Source organism: Bacillus sp. FSL K6-1145 (genome assembly GCF_038003425.1).
Classification (GTDB): Bacteria; Bacillota; Bacilli; order Bacillales; family Bacillaceae; genus Bacillus; species Bacillus pumilus.
Map to the genome: position 1 here is coordinate 86,653 of NZ_JBBOPC010000001.1, position 23,941 is coordinate 110,593.

Annotated in this window: 13 protein-coding genes, 9 tRNA genes and 6 rRNA genes; all 28 read left to right on the plus strand. The window is 46.4% G+C overall.

Annotated elements, in window-relative coordinates; all coding sequences use genetic code 11:
* Positions 1 to 9: 9 nt before the first annotated feature.
* The 28 genes from pabA to radA all read left to right on the plus strand — a co-directional run bounded on the left by pabA (position 10) and on the right by radA (position 23,939).
* Positions 10 to 603: an aminodeoxychorismate/anthranilate synthase component II gene (gene pabA / locus MHH41_RS00455; RefSeq protein WP_268459739.1), complete on the plus strand. Its 594-nt coding sequence runs from the start codon at positions 10 to 12 to the stop codon at positions 601 to 603.
* The gene (pabC, locus tag MHH41_RS00460; protein WP_284907832.1) at positions 600 to 1,448 is read left to right on the plus strand and encodes an aminodeoxychorismate lyase; all 849 of its coding nucleotides are present in this window, start codon (positions 600 to 602) and stop codon (positions 1,446 to 1,448) included. The genes pabA and pabC overlap by 4 nt, the downstream gene beginning before the upstream one ends.
* A 9-nt stretch (positions 1,449 to 1,457) precedes the next feature.
* Positions 1,458 to 2,315 (plus strand): dihydropteroate synthase, encoded by an 858-nt coding sequence (gene folP, locus MHH41_RS00465; RefSeq protein ID WP_044140415.1) that lies wholly within the window; start codon positions 1,458 to 1,460, stop codon positions 2,313 to 2,315.
* Positions 2,308 to 2,670, plus strand: coding sequence for a dihydroneopterin aldolase (gene folB / locus MHH41_RS00470; protein ID WP_034620891.1), 363 nt, complete (start codon positions 2,308 to 2,310; stop codon positions 2,668 to 2,670). Before folP ends, folB begins: the two co-directional genes overlap by 8 nt.
* Positions 2,667 to 3,170, plus strand: coding sequence for a 2-amino-4-hydroxy-6-hydroxymethyldihydropteridine diphosphokinase (gene folK, locus MHH41_RS00475; protein WP_340865342.1), 504 nt, complete (start codon positions 2,667 to 2,669; stop codon positions 3,168 to 3,170). Before folB ends, folK begins: the two co-directional genes overlap by 4 nt.
* Positions 3,122 to 3,355, plus strand: coding sequence for a helix-turn-helix domain-containing protein (locus tag MHH41_RS00480; RefSeq protein ID WP_212046553.1), 234 nt, complete (start codon positions 3,122 to 3,124; stop codon positions 3,353 to 3,355). The genes folK and MHH41_RS00480 overlap by 49 nt, the downstream gene beginning before the upstream one ends.
* On the plus strand, positions 3,348 to 4,349 hold the full coding sequence (dusB, locus tag MHH41_RS00485) for a tRNA dihydrouridine synthase DusB (RefSeq protein ID WP_340865344.1): 1,002 nt from the start codon (positions 3,348 to 3,350) through the stop codon (positions 4,347 to 4,349). Before MHH41_RS00480 ends, dusB begins: the two co-directional genes overlap by 8 nt.
* 90 nt (positions 4,350 to 4,439) lie before the next feature.
* Positions 4,440 to 5,939, plus strand: coding sequence for a lysine--tRNA ligase (gene lysS / locus MHH41_RS00490; RefSeq protein WP_327840498.1), 1,500 nt, complete (start codon positions 4,440 to 4,442; stop codon positions 5,937 to 5,939).
* A gap of 344 nt (positions 5,940 to 6,283) precedes the next feature.
* Positions 6,284 to 7,832, plus strand: a 16S ribosomal RNA gene (locus MHH41_RS00495).
* A gap of 182 nt (positions 7,833 to 8,014) precedes the next feature.
* Positions 8,015 to 10,945 (plus strand): 23S ribosomal RNA (locus tag MHH41_RS00500).
* Between the two features lie 61 nt (positions 10,946 to 11,006).
* Positions 11,007 to 11,122, plus strand: a 5S ribosomal RNA gene (rrf, locus tag MHH41_RS00505).
* A gap of 792 nt (positions 11,123 to 11,914) precedes the next feature.
* Positions 11,915 to 11,990: transfer RNA gene (locus tag MHH41_RS00510), tRNA-Val, on the plus strand.
* A gap of 33 nt (positions 11,991 to 12,023) precedes the next feature.
* Positions 12,024 to 12,099: transfer RNA gene (locus tag MHH41_RS00515), tRNA-Thr, on the plus strand.
* 37 nt (positions 12,100 to 12,136) lie between these two features.
* Positions 12,137 to 12,212 (plus strand) — tRNA-Lys (locus MHH41_RS00520).
* Positions 12,213 to 12,220: 8 nt separating this feature from the next.
* Positions 12,221 to 12,303 (plus strand) — tRNA-Leu (locus MHH41_RS00525).
* Positions 12,304 to 12,333: 30 nt separating this feature from the next.
* Positions 12,334 to 12,405, plus strand: a tRNA-Gly gene (locus tag MHH41_RS00530).
* Positions 12,406 to 12,417: 12 nt separating this feature from the next.
* Positions 12,418 to 12,503: transfer RNA gene (locus MHH41_RS00535), tRNA-Leu, on the plus strand.
* 11 nt (positions 12,504 to 12,514) lie between these two features.
* Positions 12,515 to 12,591 (plus strand) — tRNA-Arg (locus tag MHH41_RS00540).
* A gap of 7 nt (positions 12,592 to 12,598) precedes the next feature.
* Positions 12,599 to 12,675: transfer RNA gene (locus MHH41_RS00545), tRNA-Pro, on the plus strand.
* Positions 12,676 to 12,683: 8 nt separating this feature from the next.
* A tRNA-Ala gene (locus MHH41_RS00550) sits at positions 12,684 to 12,759 on the plus strand.
* A 127-nt stretch (positions 12,760 to 12,886) separates the two neighbouring features.
* Positions 12,887 to 14,435, plus strand: a 16S ribosomal RNA gene (locus tag MHH41_RS00555).
* A 182-nt stretch (positions 14,436 to 14,617) separates the two neighbouring features.
* Positions 14,618 to 17,548, plus strand: a 23S ribosomal RNA gene (locus tag MHH41_RS00560).
* Between the two features lie 61 nt (positions 17,549 to 17,609).
* Positions 17,610 to 17,725: ribosomal RNA gene (gene rrf / locus MHH41_RS00565) — 5S ribosomal RNA — on the plus strand.
* Together the 16S, 23S and 5S rRNA genes with 9 tRNA genes alongside form the textbook arrangement of a ribosomal RNA operon.
* A 177-nt stretch (positions 17,726 to 17,902) precedes the next feature.
* Positions 17,903 to 18,367 (plus strand): CtsR family transcriptional regulator, encoded by a 465-nt coding sequence (locus MHH41_RS00570; protein WP_003217184.1) that lies wholly within the window; start codon positions 17,903 to 17,905, stop codon positions 18,365 to 18,367.
* A gap of 14 nt (positions 18,368 to 18,381) precedes the next feature.
* A complete protein-coding gene (locus MHH41_RS00575) occupies positions 18,382 to 18,939 on the plus strand; it encodes a UvrB/UvrC motif-containing protein (protein ID WP_034620770.1) in 558 nt (185 codons plus the stop codon).
* Positions 18,940 to 18,943: 4 nt separating this feature from the next.
* On the plus strand, positions 18,944 to 20,035 hold the full coding sequence (locus MHH41_RS00580) for a protein arginine kinase (RefSeq protein WP_003217181.1): 1,092 nt from the start codon (positions 18,944 to 18,946) through the stop codon (positions 20,033 to 20,035).
* Positions 20,032 to 22,467, plus strand: coding sequence for an ATP-dependent protease ATP-binding subunit ClpC (clpC, locus tag MHH41_RS00585; protein WP_003216969.1), 2,436 nt, complete (start codon positions 20,032 to 20,034; stop codon positions 22,465 to 22,467). The genes MHH41_RS00580 and clpC overlap by 4 nt, the downstream gene beginning before the upstream one ends.
* A 92-nt stretch (positions 22,468 to 22,559) precedes the next feature.
* Entirely contained in the window at positions 22,560 to 23,939 is a 1,380-nt protein-coding gene (gene radA, locus MHH41_RS00590) for a DNA repair protein RadA (RefSeq protein ID WP_034620767.1), read from the plus strand.
* The last annotated feature ends 2 nt before the right edge of the window (positions 23,940 to 23,941 follow it).

Below are 23,941 nucleotides of genomic sequence, written 5' to 3' on the forward strand. Positions count from 1 at the left end.
GAGCAGAGCATGATATTAATGATTGATAATTATGATTCATTTACGTACAACCTGGTCCAGTATTTAGGTGAGCTTGGAGAAGAATTGATTGTGAAACGGAATGACCAAGTAACCATTCAAGAAATCGAAGAACTCAAGCCAGATTTTCTCATGATTTCTCCAGGGCCATGCAGTCCTGATGAAGCGGGAATTAGTATGGAGGCAATCAAGCACTTTGCGGGAAGTATTCCGATCTTCGGTGTGTGCCTGGGGCATCAATCCATTGCGCAAGTCTTTGGAGGGGATGTCGTTCGTGCTGAGCGCTTAATGCATGGTAAAACGTCAGAGATTGCTCATGACGGAAAAGGTGTCTTCACTGGACTCCAAAATCCGCTCGTCGCAACGAGATATCATTCATTAATTGTCAAAAACGAGACGCTGCCGGAGTGCTTTGTCGCAACAGCCAGCACAAAGGAAGGCGAGCTCATGGCCATTCGCCATAAAGAGCTACCAATTGAAAGTGTACAGTTTCATCCTGAATCGATTATGACGTCCTTCGGAAAAGAAATGCTGAAAAATTTCATTGAAACCTATCGTAAAAAGGGGCATGAAGTAAACGCATGATCATTTATCTGAACGGTCAGTATATAGAGGAGAAAGACGCGACTCTTTCTCCTTTTGATCATGGTTTTCTATATGGCATCGGTGTATTCGAAACATTTACCAGCCTGGCAGGACAAGTCTTTCTGTTAGATTGGCACCTTGAAAGGCTCAATCAATCATTGCGTGACCTTTGCATCGAATCCACAATAGAGAAACCATTTGTACTCGACATCATTCATACCTTACTAAATAAAAACGAAATAGCCGGTGGTCATGCGAGAATTCGCTTCAATGTTTCTGCAGGCAGAGGCAATGGATTTTCTGCAGATCCTTATGAAGAGCCTGTCGTGTTTGTCATGATCTCTCCATTCCGGCCCGAATCTATTTTAGATGAGAAGCAGGGAGCCATTCTTCAAACGAGAAGAAATACGCCGGAAGGTTCAAGGCGCCTCAAGTCTCATCATTATATGAACAACCTGCTCGCAAAAAGAGAAGTGGGGAATGATCCGTCGTTAGAAGGCATCTTTTTAACAAAAGAAAATGATGTGGCAGAAGGCATTACCTCCAATGTATTTTGGCGAAAAGGCGATGTGATTTATACACCGTCACTTGATACAGGCATTTTAAATGGGGTCACTCGTCGATATTGTATCGAAACACTCCAAGCGATGGAGGCGTCGCTAAAAGTAGGGCGATACCCGGTCTCCCATTTGCTATCAGCTGATGAGGCATGGATGACCAATTCTGTTCAAGGGATTGTGCCTTTCGGAAGTATAGGGGAAATCTCCTTGCACCAAAACAGCCGGATCATCTCAACGAAATTGAGAACACAATATACTAAAGAACGTCTAGAACATAAAGAGTAGGTGGACACAATGACACAACAAGTGATAAAACAGCCTAAAATCATACAAGCCAAGCACCACACCCTTAGTTATGAAGAAAAGACATTGGTCATGGGCATTTTAAATGTTACACCTGACTCTTTTTCAGATGGAGGAAAGTTTAATCAAGTGGATAAAGCGCTGGCTCATGCAGCGCAGCTGATAGAGGACGGGGCACATATCATTGATATAGGCGGAGAATCGACTCGTCCTGGAGCGGCGTTTGTCTCAGAACAAGAGGAGCTTTCAAGAGTCATTCCCGTCATTGAAAAGATCACAAAAGAATTGGATGTACCGATTTCCATTGATACGTATAAAGCCCATGTGGCAGATGAAGCAGTGAAAGCCGGAGCTTCCATCATCAATGATGTATGGGGAGCGAAGGCAGATCCTCAAATGGCGCATGTGGCAGCGAAGCACAATGTGCCGATTATTTTAATGCACAATCGGCCAGAGCGAAACTATACACATCTAATTTCAGATATGATCGCAGATTTGAAAGAAAGTGTTCAAATTGCGAAACAAGCGGGTGTCCGTGATGACATGATCATATTAGACCCAGGTGTAGGGTTTGCGAAAAATAAAGAGGACAACCTGATGGTCATGAATGAACTCGAACATTTTTGTCACCTTGGGTATCCACTGCTCTTAGCTACATCTCGAAAGCGATTCATCGGAGCTGTCTTAGACCTGCCACCGGAAGAACGTACTGAAGGAACGGGGGCTACGGTCTGCCTTGGGATTCAAAAAGGCAGTGCGATGGTTCGTGTACATGATGTAAAAGAAATCGCAAGAATGGCAAAAATGATGGATGCCATGTTGAATAAAGGAGGCGCTTATCATCGATAAAGTATATGTAAATGGAATGGAATTTTACGGCTACCATGGCGTATTTGCAGAAGAAAATAAATTAGGACAGCGGTTCCGTGTGGATTTAACAGCTTCACTTGATTTAAGTAAAGCCGGACAAACGGATGACCTCAATGAGACGATCAATTATGCAGAGCTCTACCATATCTGCAAAAGCATTGTAGAGGGTGAATCAGTCAACCTCGTTGAAACACTGACAGAAAGAATTGCGAGCCAAGTGTTAAAGGACTTCCCGACAGTTCAGGAATGTACAGTGAAGGTGATCAAACCAGATCCGCCAATTCCAGGACACTATCAGTCCGTTGCCATTGAAATGACGAGATCGCGCGCATGAACAATACCGCATACATCGCTTTAGGTTCGAACATAGGGAAAAAGGAAACCTATTTAAAAGAAGCCGTCAAAAAACTGCACGAACATCCAGAGGTTCAAGTAGAATCAATCTCATCTATATATGAAACAACACCTGTAGGTTACGAAAACCAAGATGACTTTTTAAATATGGCTGTGAAAATTTCCACCTCGCTTCGTCCGCATGAACTACTGACACTTACTCAGAAAATCGAGCAAGAGTTAGGCAGAACAAGAGAAGTGAGATGGGGACCGCGAACGGCTGACCTTGACATTTTACTTTATAATCGTGAAAATATTGAAACAGAACAGCTTGTAGTGCCACATCCTAGAATGTACGAACGTTTATTCGTTCTCGTTCCGATGAGTGAGATTTGCCCAGAAATCGGCGAAGTACAAATAAATGCCGTAACAAACCAAGAAGGTGTAAGCATATGGAAAAAGATATGTGGGGTAGAAGAATTCGTGCATACCGAAAGCTAAAAGGGTATACTCAGGAAGGGTTCGCGAAAAGACTGGGCATCTCTGTCTCTGTCTTAGGAGAAATTGAGCGAGGCAATCGATTACCAACAAACCAATTGGTTGATCAAATAGCAGATGCTTTAAATATAACGGTGGAAGAACTTTCGCCAATTCTTGAAGAAGAAAGGAGGGGAAATGATGTTTAAAATCGGAGATATCGACATTAAAAACAAAGTGGTGCTCGCACCTATGGCTGGTGTGTGCAACTCTGCCTTCAGACTGACAGTGAAAGAGTTTGGAGCAGGTTTAGTCTGCGCTGAAATGATCAGTGACAAGGCGATCCTGATCAACAATGCAAGAACAATGGGTATGCTATACATTGATAAACGGGAAAAGCCTTTGAGCCTTCAGATATTTGGAGGTGAAAAAGACACTCTCGTTGAAGCAGCAAAGTTTGTAGACCAGAATACCACAGCGGACATTATTGATATCAACATGGGCTGTCCTGTACCGAAGATTACGAAATGTGATGCAGGAGCGAAATGGCTGCTTGATCCAAACAAGATTTATGAAATGGTCTCTGCTGTTGTAGATGCTGTAGATAAACCTGTTACGGTGAAAATGAGAATGGGCTGGGACGAAGATCATATTTTCGCTATCGACAATGCCCGTGCTGTTGAACGAGCAGGTGGACAAGCGGTTGCGCTTCACGGGCGGACACGTGTGCAGATGTACGAAGGAACAGCGAATTGGGATATTATAAAAGAGGTCAAACAATCTGTTTCCATTCCTGTCATCGGCAATGGAGATGTTAAAACCCCTCAAGATGCAAAACGTATGCTTGATGAAACGGGTGTAGATGCTGTCATGATCGGAAGAGCCGCACTAGGAAACCCGTGGATGATCTATCGAACGGTTCATTATTTAGAAACGGGTGAACTGAAAGAAGAGCCAAATGTACGTGAGAAGATGTCAGTGTGCAAGCTTCACTTAGACAGACTCATTGATCTAAAAGGCGAGCATGTGGCTGTCAGAGAAATGAGAAAGCACGCAGCATGGTACTTAAAAGGTGTCCGAGGCAATGCGGACGTGAGAAATCAAATCAATCAAAGCGAAACGAGAGCGGAGCTTGTACAAGTTCTTGATGACTTTACGATCGAAGCCGAGGCAAAAGAGCTTCAAAGTATAAAAGTAGGATAAGACTATCTTTCTTTTTGTAGCTCACTGCTAGTGCATGTACTGGCAGTTTTTCTGCTTTTCTCTGCAAAATACATTATTGGAGTGATATAAATGAGTAATGAAGGGCTTAATAACGAAGAATTAAATGACCAATTCCAGGTCAGACGTGACAAAATGAATAAAATGAGAGAAGAGGGTATCGATCCATTCGGTGAACGATATGACCGTTCTCATCAATCTGCACAAATTATTGCAGAATACGATGAGTTTTCTAAAGAAGACTTAGAAGAAAAGTCTGCCCAAGTGACAATCGCTGGACGTATGATGACAAAGCGTGGAAAAGGGAAAGCTGGCTTTGCGCATATACAAGACTTAGAAGGACAAATTCAAATCTACGTTCGTAAAGATAGTGTAGGAGAAGAAGCTTACGAATTATTCAAAAGCTCAGACCTAGGCGATATTATCGGTGTAACAGGAGCGGTATTTAAAACGAATGTAGGAGAACTTTCTATTAAAGCGACTAGCTTTGAGGTTCTCACAAAAGCACTTCGCCCACTTCCTGATAAATATCATGGACTTAAAGATGTTGAACAACGTTATCGTCAGCGTTACCTTGACCTGATTGTAAATCCAGAAAGTAAGCAGACGTTCATCATGCGAAGCAAGATCATTCAATCTATGAGAAGATACTTAGATTCTAAAGGATACCTAGAAGTTGAAACACCAACTATGCACAGCATCCCTGGTGGTGCATCAGCACGTCCTTTCATTACTCATCATAATGCACTGGATATGCCGCTCTATATGCGTATTGCGATTGAATTGCACTTAAAACGCCTCATTGTCGGTGGCCTAGAGAAAGTATACGAGATTGGCCGTGTATTCCGTAACGAAGGTGTATCAACTCGTCATAACCCAGAATTCACTATGATCGAGCTGTACGAAGCTTACGCAGATTACAAAGACATCATGAACCTAACTGAAAACCTGATTGCTCATATTGCCGAAGAGGTACTAGGGACAACCACGATTCAATATGGAGAAGATGAAATTGATCTCAAGCCTGAATGGAAAAGACTCCATATGGTTGAAGCGGTCAAAGAAGCAACTGGTGTAGACTTCTGGCAGGAGATGTCTGTAGAAGAAGCGAAACAGCATGCAGCTGATCACGGAATTGAAATTACGAAAAACATGACAGTAGGTCATATCATCAATGAGTTCTTCGAGCAAAAAGTTGAGGAAACATTGGTGCAGCCTACCTTTATTTACGGACACCCAGTGGAGATTTCTCCATTAGCTAAGAAAAATCCTGAAGATCCTCGCTTCACTGATCGCTTTGAGCTATTTATCGTACGCCGTGAACATGCTAATGCATTCACAGAGCTAAACGATCCAATCGATCAACGAGAACGATTCGAAGCTCAATTAAAAGAACGTGAAGAAGGAAATGACGAAGCGCATCTAATGGATGACGATTTTGTTGAAGCATTAGAATATGGTATGCCTCCAACAGGCGGACTAGGAATCGGTATCGACCGGTTAATCATGCTATTAACAAATTCTCCATCAATCAGAGATGTACTGCTTTTCCCACAAATGAGAAACCGCTAATACATCAATTAAAGCGCCATTTTAACTATGGCGCTTTTTATTTTTCATAAAATGAAACTTTTTTCAAAAAAACTATTGCAAGGAAAGAATCAAGGTGGTATATTATTATTCGTTGCCGCAAAACAGCAACGAGGTTAAAAAAAGAAATTGAAAAAACTTCTTGACTTTAACCAATACGAAATGTTAAGATATTAAAGTCGCTTACGAGCGATGACGAAAATGATCTTTGAAAACTAAACAAGACAAAACGTACCTGTTAATTCGAGTTTTTATAAAAAAATCCTATGAAACATCATAGGTAGTCAGTCAAACGCTGACGAAAAACAAAACTTCGGTTTTGTACTTTTTCGGAGAGTTTGATCCTGGCTCAGGACGAACGCTGGCGGCGTGCCTAATACATGCAAGTCGAGCGGACAGAAGGGAGCTTGCTCCCGGATGTTAGCGGCGGACGGGTGAGTAACACGTGGGTAACCTGCCTGTAAGACTGGGATAACTCCGGGAAACCGGAGCTAATACCGGATAGTTCCTTGAACCGCATGGTTCAAGGATGAAAGACGGTTTCGGCTGTCACTTACAGATGGACCCGCGGCGCATTAGCTAGTTGGTGGGGTAATGGCTCACCAAGGCGACGATGCGTAGCCGACCTGAGAGGGTGATCGGCCACACTGGGACTGAGACACGGCCCAGACTCCTACGGGAGGCAGCAGTAGGGAATCTTCCGCAATGGACGAAAGTCTGACGGAGCAACGCCGCGTGAGTGATGAAGGTTTTCGGATCGTAAAGCTCTGTTGTTAGGGAAGAACAAGTGCGAGAGTAACTGCTCGCACCTTGACGGTACCTAACCAGAAAGCCACGGCTAACTACGTGCCAGCAGCCGCGGTAATACGTAGGTGGCAAGCGTTGTCCGGAATTATTGGGCGTAAAGGGCTCGCAGGCGGTTTCTTAAGTCTGATGTGAAAGCCCCCGGCTCAACCGGGGAGGGTCATTGGAAACTGGGAAACTTGAGTGCAGAAGAGGAGAGTGGAATTCCACGTGTAGCGGTGAAATGCGTAGAGATGTGGAGGAACACCAGTGGCGAAGGCGACTCTCTGGTCTGTAACTGACGCTGAGGAGCGAAAGCGTGGGGAGCGAACAGGATTAGATACCCTGGTAGTCCACGCCGTAAACGATGAGTGCTAAGTGTTAGGGGGTTTCCGCCCCTTAGTGCTGCAGCTAACGCATTAAGCACTCCGCCTGGGGAGTACGGTCGCAAGACTGAAACTCAAAGGAATTGACGGGGGCCCGCACAAGCGGTGGAGCATGTGGTTTAATTCGAAGCAACGCGAAGAACCTTACCAGGTCTTGACATCCTCTGACAACCCTAGAGATAGGGCTTTCCCTTCGGGGACAGAGTGACAGGTGGTGCATGGTTGTCGTCAGCTCGTGTCGTGAGATGTTGGGTTAAGTCCCGCAACGAGCGCAACCCTTGATCTTAGTTGCCAGCATTTAGTTGGGCACTCTAAGGTGACTGCCGGTGACAAACCGGAGGAAGGTGGGGATGACGTCAAATCATCATGCCCCTTATGACCTGGGCTACACACGTGCTACAATGGACAGAACAAAGGGCTGCGAGACCGCAAGGTTTAGCCAATCCCATAAATCTGTTCTCAGTTCGGATCGCAGTCTGCAACTCGACTGCGTGAAGCTGGAATCGCTAGTAATCGCGGATCAGCATGCCGCGGTGAATACGTTCCCGGGCCTTGTACACACCGCCCGTCACACCACGAGAGTTTGCAACACCCGAAGTCGGTGAGGTAACCTTTATGGAGCCAGCCGCCGAAGGTGGGGCAGATGATTGGGGTGAAGTCGTAACAAGGTAGCCGTATCGGAAGGTGCGGCTGGATCACCTCCTTTCTAAGGATATATGGAGCAGCGTGCGTTTTCGTCTTGTTTAGTTTTGAAGGATCATTCCTTCAAGACATGTCTCTAGCGAGACAGGATTGTTCTTTGAAAACTAGATAACAATAAGTAATACATTCACATTGAATGCAATGCAAAGTTCATCACACATAGTGATTCTTTCTAAAGTAAGAAATGGTTAAGTTAGAAAGGGCGCACGGTGGATGCCTTGGCACTAGGAGCCGATGAAGGACGGGACGAACACCGATATGCTTCGGGGAGCTGTAAGCAAGCTTTGATCCGGAGATTTCCGAATGGGGAAACCCACTGCTCGTAATGGAGTAGTATCCATACTTGAATACATAGAGTATGAGAAGGCATACCCGGGGAACTGAAACATCTAAGTACCCGGAGGAAGAGAAAGCAAATGCGATTCCCTGAGTAGCGGCGAGCGAAACGGGAACAGCCCAAACCAAGAGGCTTGCCTCTTGGGGTTGTAGGACACTCTATACGGAGTTACAAAGGAACGATATAAGCGAAGAGGTCTGGAAAGGCCCGCCAAAGAAGGTAACAGCCCTGTAACTGAAATGTTGTTCTCTCCAGAGTGGATCCTGAGTACGGCGGAACACGTGAAATTCCGTCGGAATCCGGGAGGACCATCTCCCAAGGCTAAATACTCCCTAGTGACCGATAGTGAACCAGTACCGTGAGGGAAAGGTGAAAAGCACCCCGGAAGGGGAGTGAAATAGATCCTGAAACCGTGTGCCTACAAGTAGTCAGAGCCCGTTAAAGGGTGATGGCGTGCCTTTTGTAGAATGAACCGGCGAGTTACGATCCCGTGCAAGGTTAAGCAGAAGATGCGGAGCCGCAGCGAAAGCGAGTCTGAATAGGGCGCATGAGTACGTGGTCGTAGACCCGAAACCAGGTGATCTACCCATGTCCAGGGTGAAGTTCAGGTAACACTGAATGGAGGCCCGAACCCACGCACGTTGAAAAGTGCGGGGATGAGGTGTGGGTAGGGGTGAAATGCCAATCGAACCTGGAGATAGCTGGTTCTCTCCGAAATAGCTTTAGGGCTAGCCTCAAGGTAAGAGTCTCGGAGGTAGAGCACTGATTGGACTAGGGGCCCCTACCGGGTTACCGAATTCAGTCAAACTCCGAATGCCGATGACTTATCCTTGGGAGTCAGACTGCGAGTGATAAGATCCGTAGTCGAAAGGGAAACAGCCCAGACCGCCAGCTAAGGTCCCAAAGTATACGTTAAGTGGAAAAGGATGTGGAGTTGCTTAGACAACCAGGATGTTGGCTTAGAAGCAGCCACCATTTAAAGAGTGCGTAATAGCTCACTGGTCGAGTGACTCTGCGCCGAAAATGTACCGGGGCTAAACGTATCACCGAAGCTGCGGACTGTTCTTACGAACAGTGGTAGGAGAGCGTTCTAAGTGCTGTGAAGTCAGACCGGAAGGACTGGTGGAGCGCTTAGAAGTGAGAATGCCGGTATGAGTAGCGAAAGACGGGTGAGAATCCCGTCCACCGAATGCCTAAGGTTTCCTGAGGAAGGCTCGTCCGCTCAGGGTTAGTCGGGACCTAAGCCGAGGCCGAAAGGCGTAGGCGATGGACAACAGGTTGATATTCCTGTACCACCTCCTCACCATTTGAGCAATGGGGGGACGCAGGAGGATAGGGTAAGCGCGGTATTGGATATCCGCGTCCAAGCAGTTAGGCTGGGAAATAGGCAAATCCGTTTCCCATAAAGGCTGAGCTGTGATGGCGAGCGAAATTTAGTAGCGAAGTTCCTGATTCCACACTGCCAAGAAAAGCCTCTAGCGAGGTGAGAGGTGCCCGTACCGCAAACCGACACAGGTAGGCGAGGAGAGAATCCTAAGGTGATCGAGAGAACTCTCGTTAAGGAACTCGGCAAAATGACCCCGTAACTTCGGGAGAAGGGGTGCTTCTTAGGGTGTTAAAGCCCCGAGAAGCCGCAGTGAATAGGCCCAGGCGACTGTTTAGCAAAAACACAGGTCTCTGCGAAGCCGTAAGGCGAAGTATAGGGGCTGACGCCTGCCCGGTGCTGGAAGGTTAAGAGGAGCGCTTAGCGTAAGCGAAGGTGCGAATTGAAGCCCCAGTAAACGGCGGCCGTAACTATAACGGTCCTAAGGTAGCGAAATTCCTTGTCGGGTAAGTTCCGACCCGCACGAAAGGCGCAACGATCTGGGCACTGTCTCAACGAGAGACTCGGTGAAATTATAGTACCTGTGAAGATGCAGGTTACCCGCGACAGGACGGAAAGACCCCGTGGAGCTTTACTGCAGCCTGATATTGAATGTTGGTACAGCTTGTACAGGATAGGTAGGAGCCTTGGAAACCGGAGCGCTAGCTTCGGTGGAGGCATCGGTGGGATACTACCCTGGCTGTATTGACCTTCTAACCCGCTGCCCTTATCGGGCAGGGAGACAGTGTCAGGTGGGCAGTTTGACTGGGGCGGTCGCCTCCTAAAATGTAACGGAGGCGCCCAAAGGTTCCCTCAGAATGGTTGGAAATCATTCGCAGAGTGTAAAGGCACAAGGGAGCTTGACTGCGAGACCTACAAGTCGAGCAGGGACGAAAGTCGGGCTTAGTGATCCGGTGGTTCCGCATGGAAGGGCCATCGCTCAACGGATAAAAGCTACCCCGGGGATAACAGGCTTATCTCCCCCAAGAGTCCACATCGACGGGGAGGTTTGGCACCTCGATGTCGGCTCATCGCATCCTGGGGCTGTAGTCGGTCCCAAGGGTTGGGCTGTTCGCCCATTAAAGCGGTACGCGAGCTGGGTTCAGAACGTCGTGAGACAGTTCGGTCCCTATCCGTCGCGGGCGCAGGAAATTTGAGAGGAGCTGTCCTTAGTACGAGAGGACCGGGATGGACGCACCGCTGGTGTACCAGTTGTTCTGCCAAGGGCATCGCTGGGTAGCTATGTGCGGACGGGATAAGTGCTGAAAGCATCTAAGCATGAAGCCCCCCTCAAGATGAGATTTCCCATTCCGCAAGGAAGTAAGATCCCTGAAAGATGATCAGGTTGATAGGTCTGAGGTGGAAGCGTGGTGACACGTGGAGCTGACAGATACTAATAGATCGAGGACTTAACCTATATTCTAATGTGAAGTTTGAACATTGTTATCTAGTTTTGAGAGAACATTCTCTCCATCAGGTTTGGTGGCGATAGCGAAGAGGTCACACCCGTTCCCATACCGAACACGGAAGTTAAGCTCTTCAGCGCCGATGGTAGTTGGGGGTCTCCCCCTGTGAGAGTAGGACGCCGCCAAGCTTGTATAAGGATCAGTTCCATACGGAACTGGTCTTTTTTGTGTTTTTGAAAAAATTACTTCTATTAAATCACTTTGTAAAGTGAGAAGTGATGATGTAGTAAGCCTCATCGATCAATTAATTTTTCTGTTCGTCTCACTTTCATGTATTCTCATTGAACAACGCAGCTGTTGTGTGGATCGGTCGTTCAATTTGTTTAGGATGAAGATCAAAAGCATAGAAAGCAGCCAATAAGAATTTTCTTTGGCAACCAGATACAGAGGGCTGTTTAGAGACACACTAGATAACTGAGTATTGCCAAAGAACATATAGCACCTTCAGTCAATTTTTTCGCCCGCTCTAAGTAAGAACAAGAAAGAATCAATAACTAACTTGTTAACCAAGTAACACTTTAATATTGAAGATGGTAAAGAACAGCATCATTTACGGATATTTTTGCATGAAAATGATTTCTCAGAAAAATAAAATAATAAAAGAATCCCTTCTCTAGATGATTTGTATGAGAAGATATATTGAAGAAAACAAGCATATAAAAAGCATGAAAAGGGTCATTTCACACCAATAAAGCTTTATTAGAGCGCTTTTTAACAAAAAAACATAAAAAAATGAAAAAAAGACTTTTAAAATGATGAGACAAGTGGTAAACTTCTTTAGGTGCCTTAACGAAAAGATGAAAAAAACAACGTTAAAATAAATTCAAAAATTATTTTAAAAAAGTCTTTACAAACAATATCTTATCGTTATATAATACTACTTGTCGGATCGAGAGACATTCGAAATGACAACACAATATGGAGGATTAGCTCAGCTGGGAGAGCATCTGCCTTACAAGCAGAGGGTCGGCGGTTCGAGCCCGTCATCCTCCACCATATTTATTCTTACATAATGTTAGGATAGATAAAGCCGGTGTAGCTCAACTGGTAGAGCAACTGACTTGTAATCAGTAGGTTGGGGGTTCAAGTCCTCTTGCCGGCACCAGTTTCATATGGTAAGATAGACAAGTCGCTTTTAAAGCGAGCCATTAGCTCAGTTGGTAGAGCATCTGACTTTTAATCAGAGGGTCGAAGGTTCGAGTCCTTCATGGCTCACCATGTTTCATGCGGGTGTGGCGGAATTGGCAGACGCGCTAGACTTAGGATCTAGTGTCTTTATGACGTGGGGGTTCAAGTCCCTTCACCCGCATTGCCAAATAAAATAAAGAAATCCTGTAATGCGGAAGTAGTTCAGTGGTAGAACACCACCTTGCCAAGGTGGGGGTCGCGGGTTCGAATCCCGTCTTCCGCTTATACCATCCACGCCGGGGTGGTGGAATTGGCAGACACACAGGACTTAAAATCCTGCGGTAGGTGACTACCGTGCCGGTTCAAGTCCGGCCCTCGGCATTATAAAATAAGCGCCCGTAGCTCAATTGGATAGAGCGTTTGACTACGGATCAAAAGGTTAGGGGTTCGACTCCTCTCGGGCGCGCCATTAATATCGGGAAGTAGCTCAGCTTGGTAGAGCACTTGGTTTGGGACCAAGGGGTCGCAGGTTCGAATCCTGTCTTCCCGACCATCTTTTATGGGGCCTTAGCTCAGCTGGGAGAGCGCCTGCCTTGCACGCAGGAGGTCAGCGGTTCGATCCCGCTAGGCTCCACCAATATGATCTTTGAAAACTAAACAAGACAAAACGTACCTGTTAATTCGAGTTTTTATAAAAAAATCCTATGTTATATCATAGGTAGTCAGTCAAACGCTGACGAAAAACAAAACTTCGGTTTTGTACTTTTTCGGAGAGTTTGATCCTGGCTCAGGACGAACGCTGGCGGCGTGCCTAATACATGCAAGTCGAGCGAACAGAAGGGAGCTTGCTCCCGGATGTTAGCGGCGGACGGGTGAGTAACACGTGGGTAACCTGCCTGTAAGACTGGGATAACTCCGGGAAACCGGAGCTAATACCGGATAGTTCCTTGAACCGCATGGTTCAAGGATGAAAGACGGTTTCGGCTGTCACTTACAGATGGACCCGCGGCGCATTAGCTAGTTGGTGGGGTAATGGCTCACCAAGGCGACGATGCGTAGCCGACCTGAGAGGGTGATCGGCCACACTGGGACTGAGACACGGCCCAGACTCCTACGGGAGGCAGCAGTAGGGAATCTTCCGCAATGGACGAAAGTCTGACGGAGCAACGCCGCGTGAGTGATGAAGGTTTTCGGATCGTAAAGCTCTGTTGTTAGGGAAGAACAAGTGCGAGAGTAACTGCTCGCACCTTGACGGTACCTAACCAGAAAGCCACGGCTAACTACGTGCCAGCAGCCGCGGTAATACGTAGGTGGCAAGCGTTGTCCGGAATTATTGGGCGTAAAGGGCTCGCAGGCGGTTTCTTAAGTCTGATGTGAAAGCCCCCGGCTCAACCGGGGAGGGTCATTGGAAACTGGGAAACTTGAGTGCAGAAGAGGAGAGTGGAATTCCACGTGTAGCGGTGAAATGCGTAGAGATGTGGAGGAACACCAGTGGCGAAGGCGACTCTCTGGTCTGTAACTGACGCTGAGGAGCGAAAGCGTGGGGAGCGAACAGGATTAGATACCCTGGTAGTCCACGCCGTAAACGATGAGTGCTAAGTGTTAGGGGGTTTCCGCCCCTTAGTGCTGCAGCTAACGCATTAAGCACTCCGCCTGGGGAGTACGGTCGCAAGACTGAAACTCAAAGGAATTGACGGGGGCCCGCACAAGCGGTGGAGCATGTGGTTTAATTCGAAGCAACGCGAAGAACCTTACCAGGTCTTGACATCCTCTGACAACCCTAGAGATAGGGCTTTCCCTTCGGGGACAGAGTGACAGGTGGTGCATGGTTGTCGTCAGCTCGTGTCGTGAGATGTTGGGTTAAGTCCCGCAACGAGCGCAACCCTTGATCTTAGTTGCCAGCATTTAGTTGGGCACTCTAAGGTGACTGCCGGTGACAAACCGGAGGAAGGTGGGGATGACGTCAAATCATCATGCCCCTTATGACCTGGGCTACACACGTGCTACAATGGACAGAACAAAGGGCTGCGAGACCGCAAGGTTTAGCCAATCCCATAAATCTGTTCTCAGTTCGGATCGCAGTCTGCAACTCGACTGCGTGAAGCTGGAATCGCTAGTAATCGCGGATCAGCATGCCGCGGTGAATACGTTCCCGGGCCTTGTACACACCGCCCGTCACACCACGAGAGTTTGCAACACCCGAAGTCGGTGAGGTAACCTTTATGGAGCCAGCCGCCGAAGGTGGGGCAGATGATTGGGGTGAAGTCGTAACAAGGTAGCCGTATCGGAAGGTGCGGCTGGATCACCTCCTTTCTAAGGATATATGGAGCAGCGTGCGTTTTCGTCTTGTTTAGTTTTGAAGGATCATTCCTTCAAGACATGTCTCTAGCGAGACAGGATTGTTCTTTGAAAACTAGATAACAATAAGTAATACATTCACATTGAATGCAATGCAAAGTTCATCACACATAGTGATTCTTTCTAAAGTAAGAAATGGTTAAGTTAGAAAGGGCGCACGGTGGATGCCTTGGCACTAGGAGCCGATGAAGGACGGGACGAACACCGATATGCTTCGGGGAGCTGTAAGCAAGCTTTGATCCGGAGATTTCCGAATGGGGAAACCCACTGCTCGTAATGGAGTAGTATCCATACTTGAATACATAGAGTATGAGAAGGCATACCCGGGGAACTGAAACATCTAAGTACCCGGAGGAAGAGAAAGCAAATGCGATTCCCTGAGTAGCGGCGAGCGAAACGGGAACAGCCCAAACCAAGAGGCTTGCCTCTTGGGGTTGTAGGACACTCTATACGGAGTTACAAAGGAACGATATAAGCGAAGAGGTCTGGAAAGGCCCGCCAAAGAAGGTAACAGCCCTGTAACTGAAATGTTGTTCTCTCCAGAGTGGATCCTGAGTACGGCGGAACACGTGAAATTCCGTCGGAATCCGGGAGGACCATCTCCCAAGGCTAAATACTCCCTAGTGACCGATAGTGAACCAGTACCGTGAGGGAAAGGTGAAAAGCACCCCGGAAGGGGAGTGAAATAGATCCTGAAACCGTGTGCCTACAAGTAGTCAGAGCCCGTTAAAGGGTGATGGCGTGCCTTTTGTAGAATGAACCGGCGAGTTACGATCCCGTGCAAGGTTAAGCAGAAGATGCGGAGCCGCAGCGAAAGCGAGTCTGAATAGGGCGCATGAGTACGTGGTCGTAGACCCGAAACCAGGTGATCTACCCATGTCCAGGGTGAAGTTCAGGTAACACTGAATGGAGGCCCGAACCCACGCACGTTGAAAAGTGCGGGGATGAGGTGTGGGTAGGGGTGAAATGCCAATCGAACCTGGAGATAGCTGGTTCTCTCCGAAATAGCTTTAGGGCTAGCCTCAAGGTAAGAGTCTCGGAGGTAGAGCACTGATTGGACTAGGGGCCCCTACCGGGTTACCGAATTCAGTCAAACTCCGAATGCCGATGACTTATCCTTGGGAGTCAGACTGCGAGTGATAAGATCCGTAGTCGAAAGGGAAACAGCCCAGACCGCCAGCTAAGGTCCCAAAGTATACGTTAAGTGGAAAAGGATGTGGAGTTGCTTAGACAACCAGGATGTTGGCTTAGAAGCAGCCACCATTTAAAGAGTGCGTAATAGCTCACTGGTCGAGTGACTCTGCGCCGAAAATGTACCGGGGCTAAACGTATCACCGAAGCTGCGGACTGTTCTTACGAACAGTGGTAGGAGAGCGTTCTAAGTGCTGTGAAGTCAGACCGGAAGGACTGGTGGAGCGCTTAGAAGTGAGAATGCCGGTATGAGTAGCGAAAGACGGGTGAGAATCCCGTCCACCGAATGCCTAAGGTTTCCTGAGGAAGGCTCGTCCGCTCAGGGTTAGTCGGGACCTAAGCCGAGGCCGAAAGGCGTAGGCGATGGACAACAGGTTGATATTCCTGTACCACCTCCTCACCATTTGAGCAATGGGGGGACGCAGGAGGATAGGGTAAGCGCGGTATTGGATATCCGCGTCCAAGCAGTTAGGCTGGGAAATAGGCAAATCCGTTTCCCATAAAGGCTGAGCTGTGATGGCGAGCGAAATTTAGTAGCGAAGTTCCTGATTCCACACTGCCAAGAAAAGCCTCTAGCGAGGTGAGAGGTGCCCGTACCGCAAACCGACACAGGTAGGCGAGGAGAGAATCCTAAGGTGATCGAGAGAACTCTCGTTAAGGAACTCGGCAAAATGACCCCGTAACTTCGGGAGAAGGGGTGCTTCTTAGGGTGTTAAAGCCCCGAGAAGCCGCAGTGAATAGGCCCAGGCGACTGTTTAGCAAAAACACAGGTCTCTGCGAAGCCGTAAGGCGAAGTATAGGGGCTGACGCCTGCCCGGTGCTGGAAGGTTAAGAGGAGCGCTTAGCGTAAGCGAAGGTGCGAATTGAAGCCCCAGTAAACGGCGGCCGTAACTATAACGGTCCTAAGGTAGCGAAATTCCTTGTCGGGTAAGTTCCGACCCGCACGAAAGGCGCAACGATCTGGGCACTGTCTCAACGAGAGACTCGGTGAAATTATAGTACCTGTGAAGATGCAGGTTACCCGCGACAGGACGGAAAGACCCCGTGGAGCTTTACTGCAGCCTGATATTGAATGTTGGTACAGCTTGTACAGGATAGGTAGGAGCCTTGGAAACCGGAGCGCTAGCTTCGGTGGAGGCATCGGTGGGATACTACCCTGGCTGTATTGACCTTCTAACCCGCTGCCCTTATCGGGCAGGGAGACAGTGTCAGGTGGGCAGTTTGACTGGGGCGGTCGCCTCCTAAAATGTAACGGAGGCGCCCAAAGGTTCCCTCAGAATGGTTGGAAATCATTCGCAGAGTGTAAAGGCACAAGGGAGCTTGACTGCGAGACCTACAAGTCGAGCAGGGACGAAAGTCGGGCTTAGTGATCCGGTGGTTCCGCATGGAAGGGCCATCGCTCAACGGATAAAAGCTACCCCGGGGATAACAGGCTTATCTCCCCCAAGAGTCCACATCGACGGGGAGGTTTGGCACCTCGATGTCGGCTCATCGCATCCTGGGGCTGTAGTCGGTCCCAAGGGTTGGGCTGTTCGCCCATTAAAGCGGTACGCGAGCTGGGTTCAGAACGTCGTGAGACAGTTCGGTCCCTATCCGTCGCGGGCGCAGGAAATTTGAGAGGAGCTGTCCTTAGTACGAGAGGACCGGGATGGACGCACCGCTGGTGTACCAGTTGTTCTGCCAAGGGCATCGCTGGGTAGCTATGTGCGGACGGGATAAGTGCTGAAAGCATCTAAGCATGAAGCCCCCCTCAAGATGAGATTTCCCATTCCGCAAGGAAGTAAGATCCCTGAAAGATGATCAGGTTGATAGGTCTGAGGTGGAAGCGTGGTGACACGTGGAGCTGACAGATACTAATAGATCGAGGACTTAACCTATATTCTAATGTGAAGTTTGAACATTGTTATCTAGTTTTGAGAGAACATTCTCTCCATCAGGTTTGGTGGCGATAGCGAAGAGGTCACACCCGTTCCCATACCGAACACGGAAGTTAAGCTCTTCAGCGCCGATGGTAGTTGGGGGTCTCCCCCTGTGAGAGTAGGACGCCGCCAAGCTTGTATAAGGATCAGTTCCATACGGAACTGGTCTTTTTTGTGTTTTTGAGAGGTTTGACACCATATAAATGTGGAAATAATATTCTTAGTTGAGCGATTATCTTGAAAAATCGACCGAAAAAATTTATAGTAAGATTAAAGTCAAATATAGTCAAAGTCAATGGAGGAGGAGGCGGAGTGGCACAAAATATTTCTGATATCATCGAGCAGTATTTGAAAGAAGTCTTGGATCAGAATGGTCGAGAAATATTAGAAATTAAGCGCAATGAAATTGCAGATAAGTTTCAATGCGTACCTTCACAAATTAACTATGTTATCAATACACGCTTTACGAGCGAGAGAGGCTATATCGTTGAAAGTAAGCGTGGCGGCGGTGGCTATATCCGCATCATTAAAGTCAAAATGAATGATGAAGTCGACTTATTGAACAATATTATTTCCCAAATATATCATCGTTTATCACAGGCTGCCTCTGATCATATCATCATGCGTCTTGTCGAAAATAACATTTTATCTGAAAGAGAAGCAAAGATGATGATCAGTGTCATGGACCGTTCTGTTTTGCACATTGATTTACCTGAACGGGATGAATTACGGGCTCGGATGATGAAAGCGATGTTAAATGCTTTGAAATTAAAGTAAAGCGGGTGAAAAGATTGATTTGTCAAGAATGCAATGAGAGACCAGCCACTTTTCACTTTACGAAAGTTATAAATGGAGAAAAACAGGAAATGCACATATGTGAACAATGTGCAAAAGAAAACAGTGATTCATATGCTATGAGTGGAAACCAAGGTTTCTCGATTCACAACCTATTATCAGGCTTACTGAATATTGATCCTAGCTTTACCACAAGTGCGAATAAGGGATCATCCATTTTTCAAGAAGCGAGAGAAGTGGATCAATGTCCTAAATGTGGCTTAACCTTTCAACAATTCAGAAAAACAGGCCGTTTTGGCTGTGCAGAATGCTATCGTTCATTTGATCAGTATCTAAACCCTGTTTTACGGAAAGTCCATAGTGGAAATACAGTCCATCATGGAAAAGTGCCTAAACGGATTGCCGGCAGTCTTCATGTGCGCCGGAAACTTGAGTTGATGCAGCAAGAGCTAAAGCAGTTAATTGAACAAGAAGAGTTTGAAAAAGCAGCGGAAGTTCGAGATCAAATTCGTGCATTAGAGCATGAGCAATCTCAGCAGAGGGAGGGAGATTAACAACATGTCGCTCCAGCATTTTATTCAAGACGCTTTAAGTCAATGGATGAAACAAAAAGGACCAGAAAGTGACATTGTTCTAAGCAGTCGAATCAGGCTAGCGCGCAATCTAGAGCATGTTCGTTTCCCAACTCAGTTTTCTCAGGAAGAGGCTGAAGCTGTTCTCCAGCAATTCGAGCAAAAGTTTGCTAGCCAGGAAGTGAAGGACATCGGAAACTTTGTTCTGATTCGAATGAATGAAACACAGCCTTTAGCAAAGAGGGTACTTGTTGAAAAGCATTTGATCAGCCCAAACTTAGCAGAATCAAGATTTGGCGGTTGTTTGCTTTCTGAAAATGAAGAAATCAGTGTGATGCTGAATGAAGAAGACCATATTCGGATCCAATGCTTATTTCCAGGATTCCAACTAGCCAATGCACTGAAAGCAGCTAACCAGATAGATGACTGGATTGAAGAGCAAGTGGATTATGCGTTTTCTGAAAAGCGAGGATACTTAACAAGCTGTCCAACGAATGTAGGTACAGGTATTAGGGCTTCGGTCATGATGCATTTACCAGCTTTAGCCCTCACAAGACAAATGAATCGGATTATTCCGGCGATTAATCAATTAGGTCTTGTAGTCAGAGGAATTTATGGTGAAGGCAGCGAAGCAATAGGGAACATCTTTCAAATTTCAAATCAAATGACACTTGGTCAATCAGAAGAAGACATTGTAGATGATTTAAATAGTGTGACCGCTCAGCTCATTGAACAAGAGCGATCTGCACGAAAAGCGTTATATCAAACATCTAAAATTGAACTTGAGGACAGAGTGTACCGTTCGTTAGGGATTTTGTCCAATTGTCGTATGATTGAATCAAAGGAAACAGCAAAGTGTTTGTCAGATGTGCGCCTTGGAATTGATTTAGGTATCATTAAGGGGCTTTCAAGTAATATACTGAATGAACTCATGATTTTGACACAGCCTGGCTTTCTTCAACAATATTCAGGAGGAGCTCTGGAGCCAAATGAACGAGATATAAAACGAGCAGCGATTATTAGAGAAAGGCTGCGTTTAGAAATGCATAGGAATGGACAGGAGGATGAAACGATATGATGTTTGGAAGATTCACTGAAAGAGCTCAAAAGGTATTAGCACTTGCACAAGAAGAAGCCATTCGCCTAGGCCATAAGAACATTGGTACTGAACACATTTTACTTGGTCTAGTTCGTGAGGGTGAGGGCATCGCCGCAAAAGCGTTAGAAGCACTGGGCCTTGTTTCAGATAAAATCCAAAAAGAAGTCGAAAGCTTGATTGGAAGAGGGCAAGAGGTGTCTCAAGCTATTCCTCATTATACGCCTAGAGCGAAGAAGGTCACTGAGCTTTCAATGGATGAAGCAAGAAAGCTAGGTCATTCCTATGTAGGGACAGAACATATTCTATTAGGTCTTATTCGCGAGGGAGAGGGTGTAGCTGCCCGCGTGTTAAATAACCTCGGAGTGAGCTTAAATAAAGCACGTCAGCAAGTCCTACAGCTGCTTGGCAGCAATGAAACAGGTGCATCTGCCGCTGGCTCTAACAGCAATGCAAATACACCAACATTAGATAGCTTGGCAAGAGATTTAACAGCGATTGCGAAAGAAGATAGCTTGGACCCTGTCATTGGACGAAGCAAAGAAATTCAGCGTGTCATCGAGGTTCTAAGCAGAAGAACAAAGAATAACCCTGTGCTGATTGGTGAGCCTGGTGTTGGTAAAACAGCCATTGCTGAAGGTCTGGCACAGCAAATTATTCATAATGAAGTGCCTGAAATCCTGCGCGATAAACGAGTGATGACGCTTGATATGGGAACTGTTGTAGCGGGAACGAAATATCGTGGTGAATTTGAGGATCGCTTGAAAAAAGTCATGGACGAAATTCGTCAGGCAGGAAATATCATTCTCTTCATTGATGAGCTTCATACATTGATTGGTGCTGGTGGAGCAGAGGGTGCGATTGACGCATCTAATATTCTCAAACCATCCTTAGCACGTGGAGAGCTTCAATGTATTGGGGCGACAACGTTAGATGAGTACCGTAAATATATTGAAAAGGATGCTGCGCTTGAACGACGTTTCCAGCCAATTCAAGTAGATCAGCCATCTGTTGATGAAAGTATTCAAATTTTAAGAGGACTTCGAGATCGTTATGAGGCACATCACCGTGTGTCCATTACAGATGAAGCGATTGAGGCGGCGGTGAAGTTATCTGACCGTTATATATCTGATCGTTTCCTTCCAGATAAGGCGATTGATTTAATTGATGAGGCAGGGTCGAAAGTCCGCTTACGTTCTTTCACAACACCGCCTAACCTAAAAGAACTAGAGCAAAAGCTAGATGAAGTACGCAAGGAAAAGGATGCGGCTGTTCAAAGTCAGGAATTTGAAAAAGCAGCTTCTCTTCGCGATACAGAGCAGCGTTTGCGTGAAAAAGTAGAAGTCACAAAGAAATCTTGGAAAGAAAAGCAAGGTCAGGAGAATTCAGAGGTATCAGTGGATGATATCGCAATGGTTGTCTCTAGCTGGACGGGAGTGCCTGTTTCAAAAATTGCCCAAACCGAAACAGATAAGCTTCTAAATATGGAACAATTACTCCATTCTCGTGTAATTGGGCAGGATGAAGCGGTTGTCGCTGTAGCAAAAGCTGTGAGACGTGCGCGTGCTGGCTTAAAAGATCCAAAACGTCCAATCGGCTCATTTATCTTCTTAGGCCCAACAGGAGTTGGTAAAACGGAGCTTGCAAGAGCACTCGCAGAGTCTATTTTCGGTGATGAAGAAGCGATGATCCGTATCGATATGTCTGAATACATGGAGAAACACTCTACATCTAGACTTGTTGGGTCACCTCCAGGCTATGTTGGCTATGAAGAAGGCGGACAACTGACTGAAAAAGTGAGAAGAAAACCTTATTCTGTTGTGCTTTTAGATGAGATTGAAAAGGCGCATCCAGATGTATTCAACATCTTACTGCAAGTGTTAGAGGATGGTCGTCTGACTGATTCTAAAGGGCGTACTGTTGACTTTAGAAACACGATTTTAATCATGACATCCAACGTTGGAGCTAGTGAACTGAAGCGAAATAAATATGTTGGCTTTAATGTGCAGGATGAAGGTCAAAATTACAAGGATATGAAAGGCAAAGTGATGGGAGAGTTGAAACGTGCGTTTAGACCAGAATTCATCAACCGTATTGATGAAATCATTGTCTTCCATTCACTTGAAAAGAAACATCTAAAAGAGATCGTGTCTCTCATGTCAGATCAATTGACGAAACGATTAAAAGAACAAGACCTTTCAATCGAATTGACAGAAGCAGCAAAAGCGAAGATTGCCGACGAAGGTGTAGACCTTGAGTACGGTGCGCGTCCGTTAAGAAGAGCGATTCAAAAGCATGTGGAAGATCGACTTTCTGAGGAGCTTCTGAAGGGCAATATTGAAAAAGGTCAACAAATCGTATTAGATGTGGAAGATGGAGAAATTGTCGTAAAAACGACGGCTGCTACGAACTAATATAGTAAGAAAAAAGTGTGAGGCATACCAGTCAGGTGTATGCCTCCCTTTACTTATTTCTGACCAGTATAAGGAGTTGTATTCTTCAACCTATGGCTAAGACAAAATCAAAATTTATATGCCAATCGTGCGGTTATGAGTCAGCCAAATGGATGGGGAAATGTCCAGGCTGCGGCACGTGGAACAGTATGACAGAAGAGGTCGTTCGCAAAGAGCCGGCAAACCGTCGAAGTGCTTTTAATCATTCTGTTCAAACCATTCAAAAACCTTCACCTATATCTGCAATTGAAACATCTGATGAACCCCGAATCAAAACGAATTTAGAAGAATTTAACCGAGTATTAGGAAGTGGAATTGTCAAAGGCTCTCTTGTTCTCATTGGCGGAGATCCTGGGATTGGGAAGTCCACATTATTATTACAAGTATCAGCACAGCTTTCAGACAAAAATCAGAATGTATTATACATATCTGGTGAGGAGTCCATTAAACAAACGAAGCTAAGAGCGGACCGCCTTGGCATAAAAAGCACCTCTTTACATGTTTTGGCTGAAACCGATATGGAGTATATAACGTCTGCTATACAAGAGATGAAACCCGCTTTTGTCGTGGTGGATTCGATTCAAACCGTTTATCAAAGCGATATTACGTCAGCTCCTGGGTCTGTATCTCAAGTGAGAGAATGTACAGCACAGCTGATGAAAATTGCCAAGACAAATGGGATTCCAATATTTATCGTTGGTCACGTGACCAAAGAAGGCTCGATCGCAGGTCCACGCCTTTTAGAGCATATGGTGGACACGGTTCTTTATTTTGAAGGCGAGCGTCATCATACGTTTCGTATCTTGCGTGCGGTGAAAAACCGATTTGGTTCAACGAATGAACTAGGGATTTTTGAAATGAGAGAGGAAGGGCTCACGGAAGTATTAAACCCATCCGAAATTTTCTTAGAAGAACGTTCGGCAGGTGTATCTGGTTCGTGTGTTGTTGCCTCAATGGAAGGAACAAGACCTGTTCTTGTCGAGATACAAGCATTAATTTCACCGACAAGCTTTGGGAATCCGCGCAGAATGGCCACTGGTCTTGATCATAATCGAGTGTCACTGCTCATGGCGGTTTTAGAAAAACGTGTCGGACTGCTGCTGCAAAACCAGGATGCGTATTTAAAGGTTGCAGGCGGTGTGAAGCTTGACGAACCGGCGATTGACTTGGCCATTGCGGTCAGTATTGCATCAAGCTTTAAAGACGCAGCGCCGCATCAAGCGGATTGTTTTATAGGAGAGGTCGGTCTGACGGGAGAAGTCAGAAGAGTATCAAGAATTGAACAGCGTGTGCAGGAAGCTGCGAAACTTGGATTTAAGCGAATGTTTATTCCTCAGGCGAATATAGATGGATGGAAAAAGCCGAGAGGGATTGAGTTAGTCGGTGTAGAAAATGTAGCGGAGGCACTTCGAATTTCACTAGGGGGATCATAGAA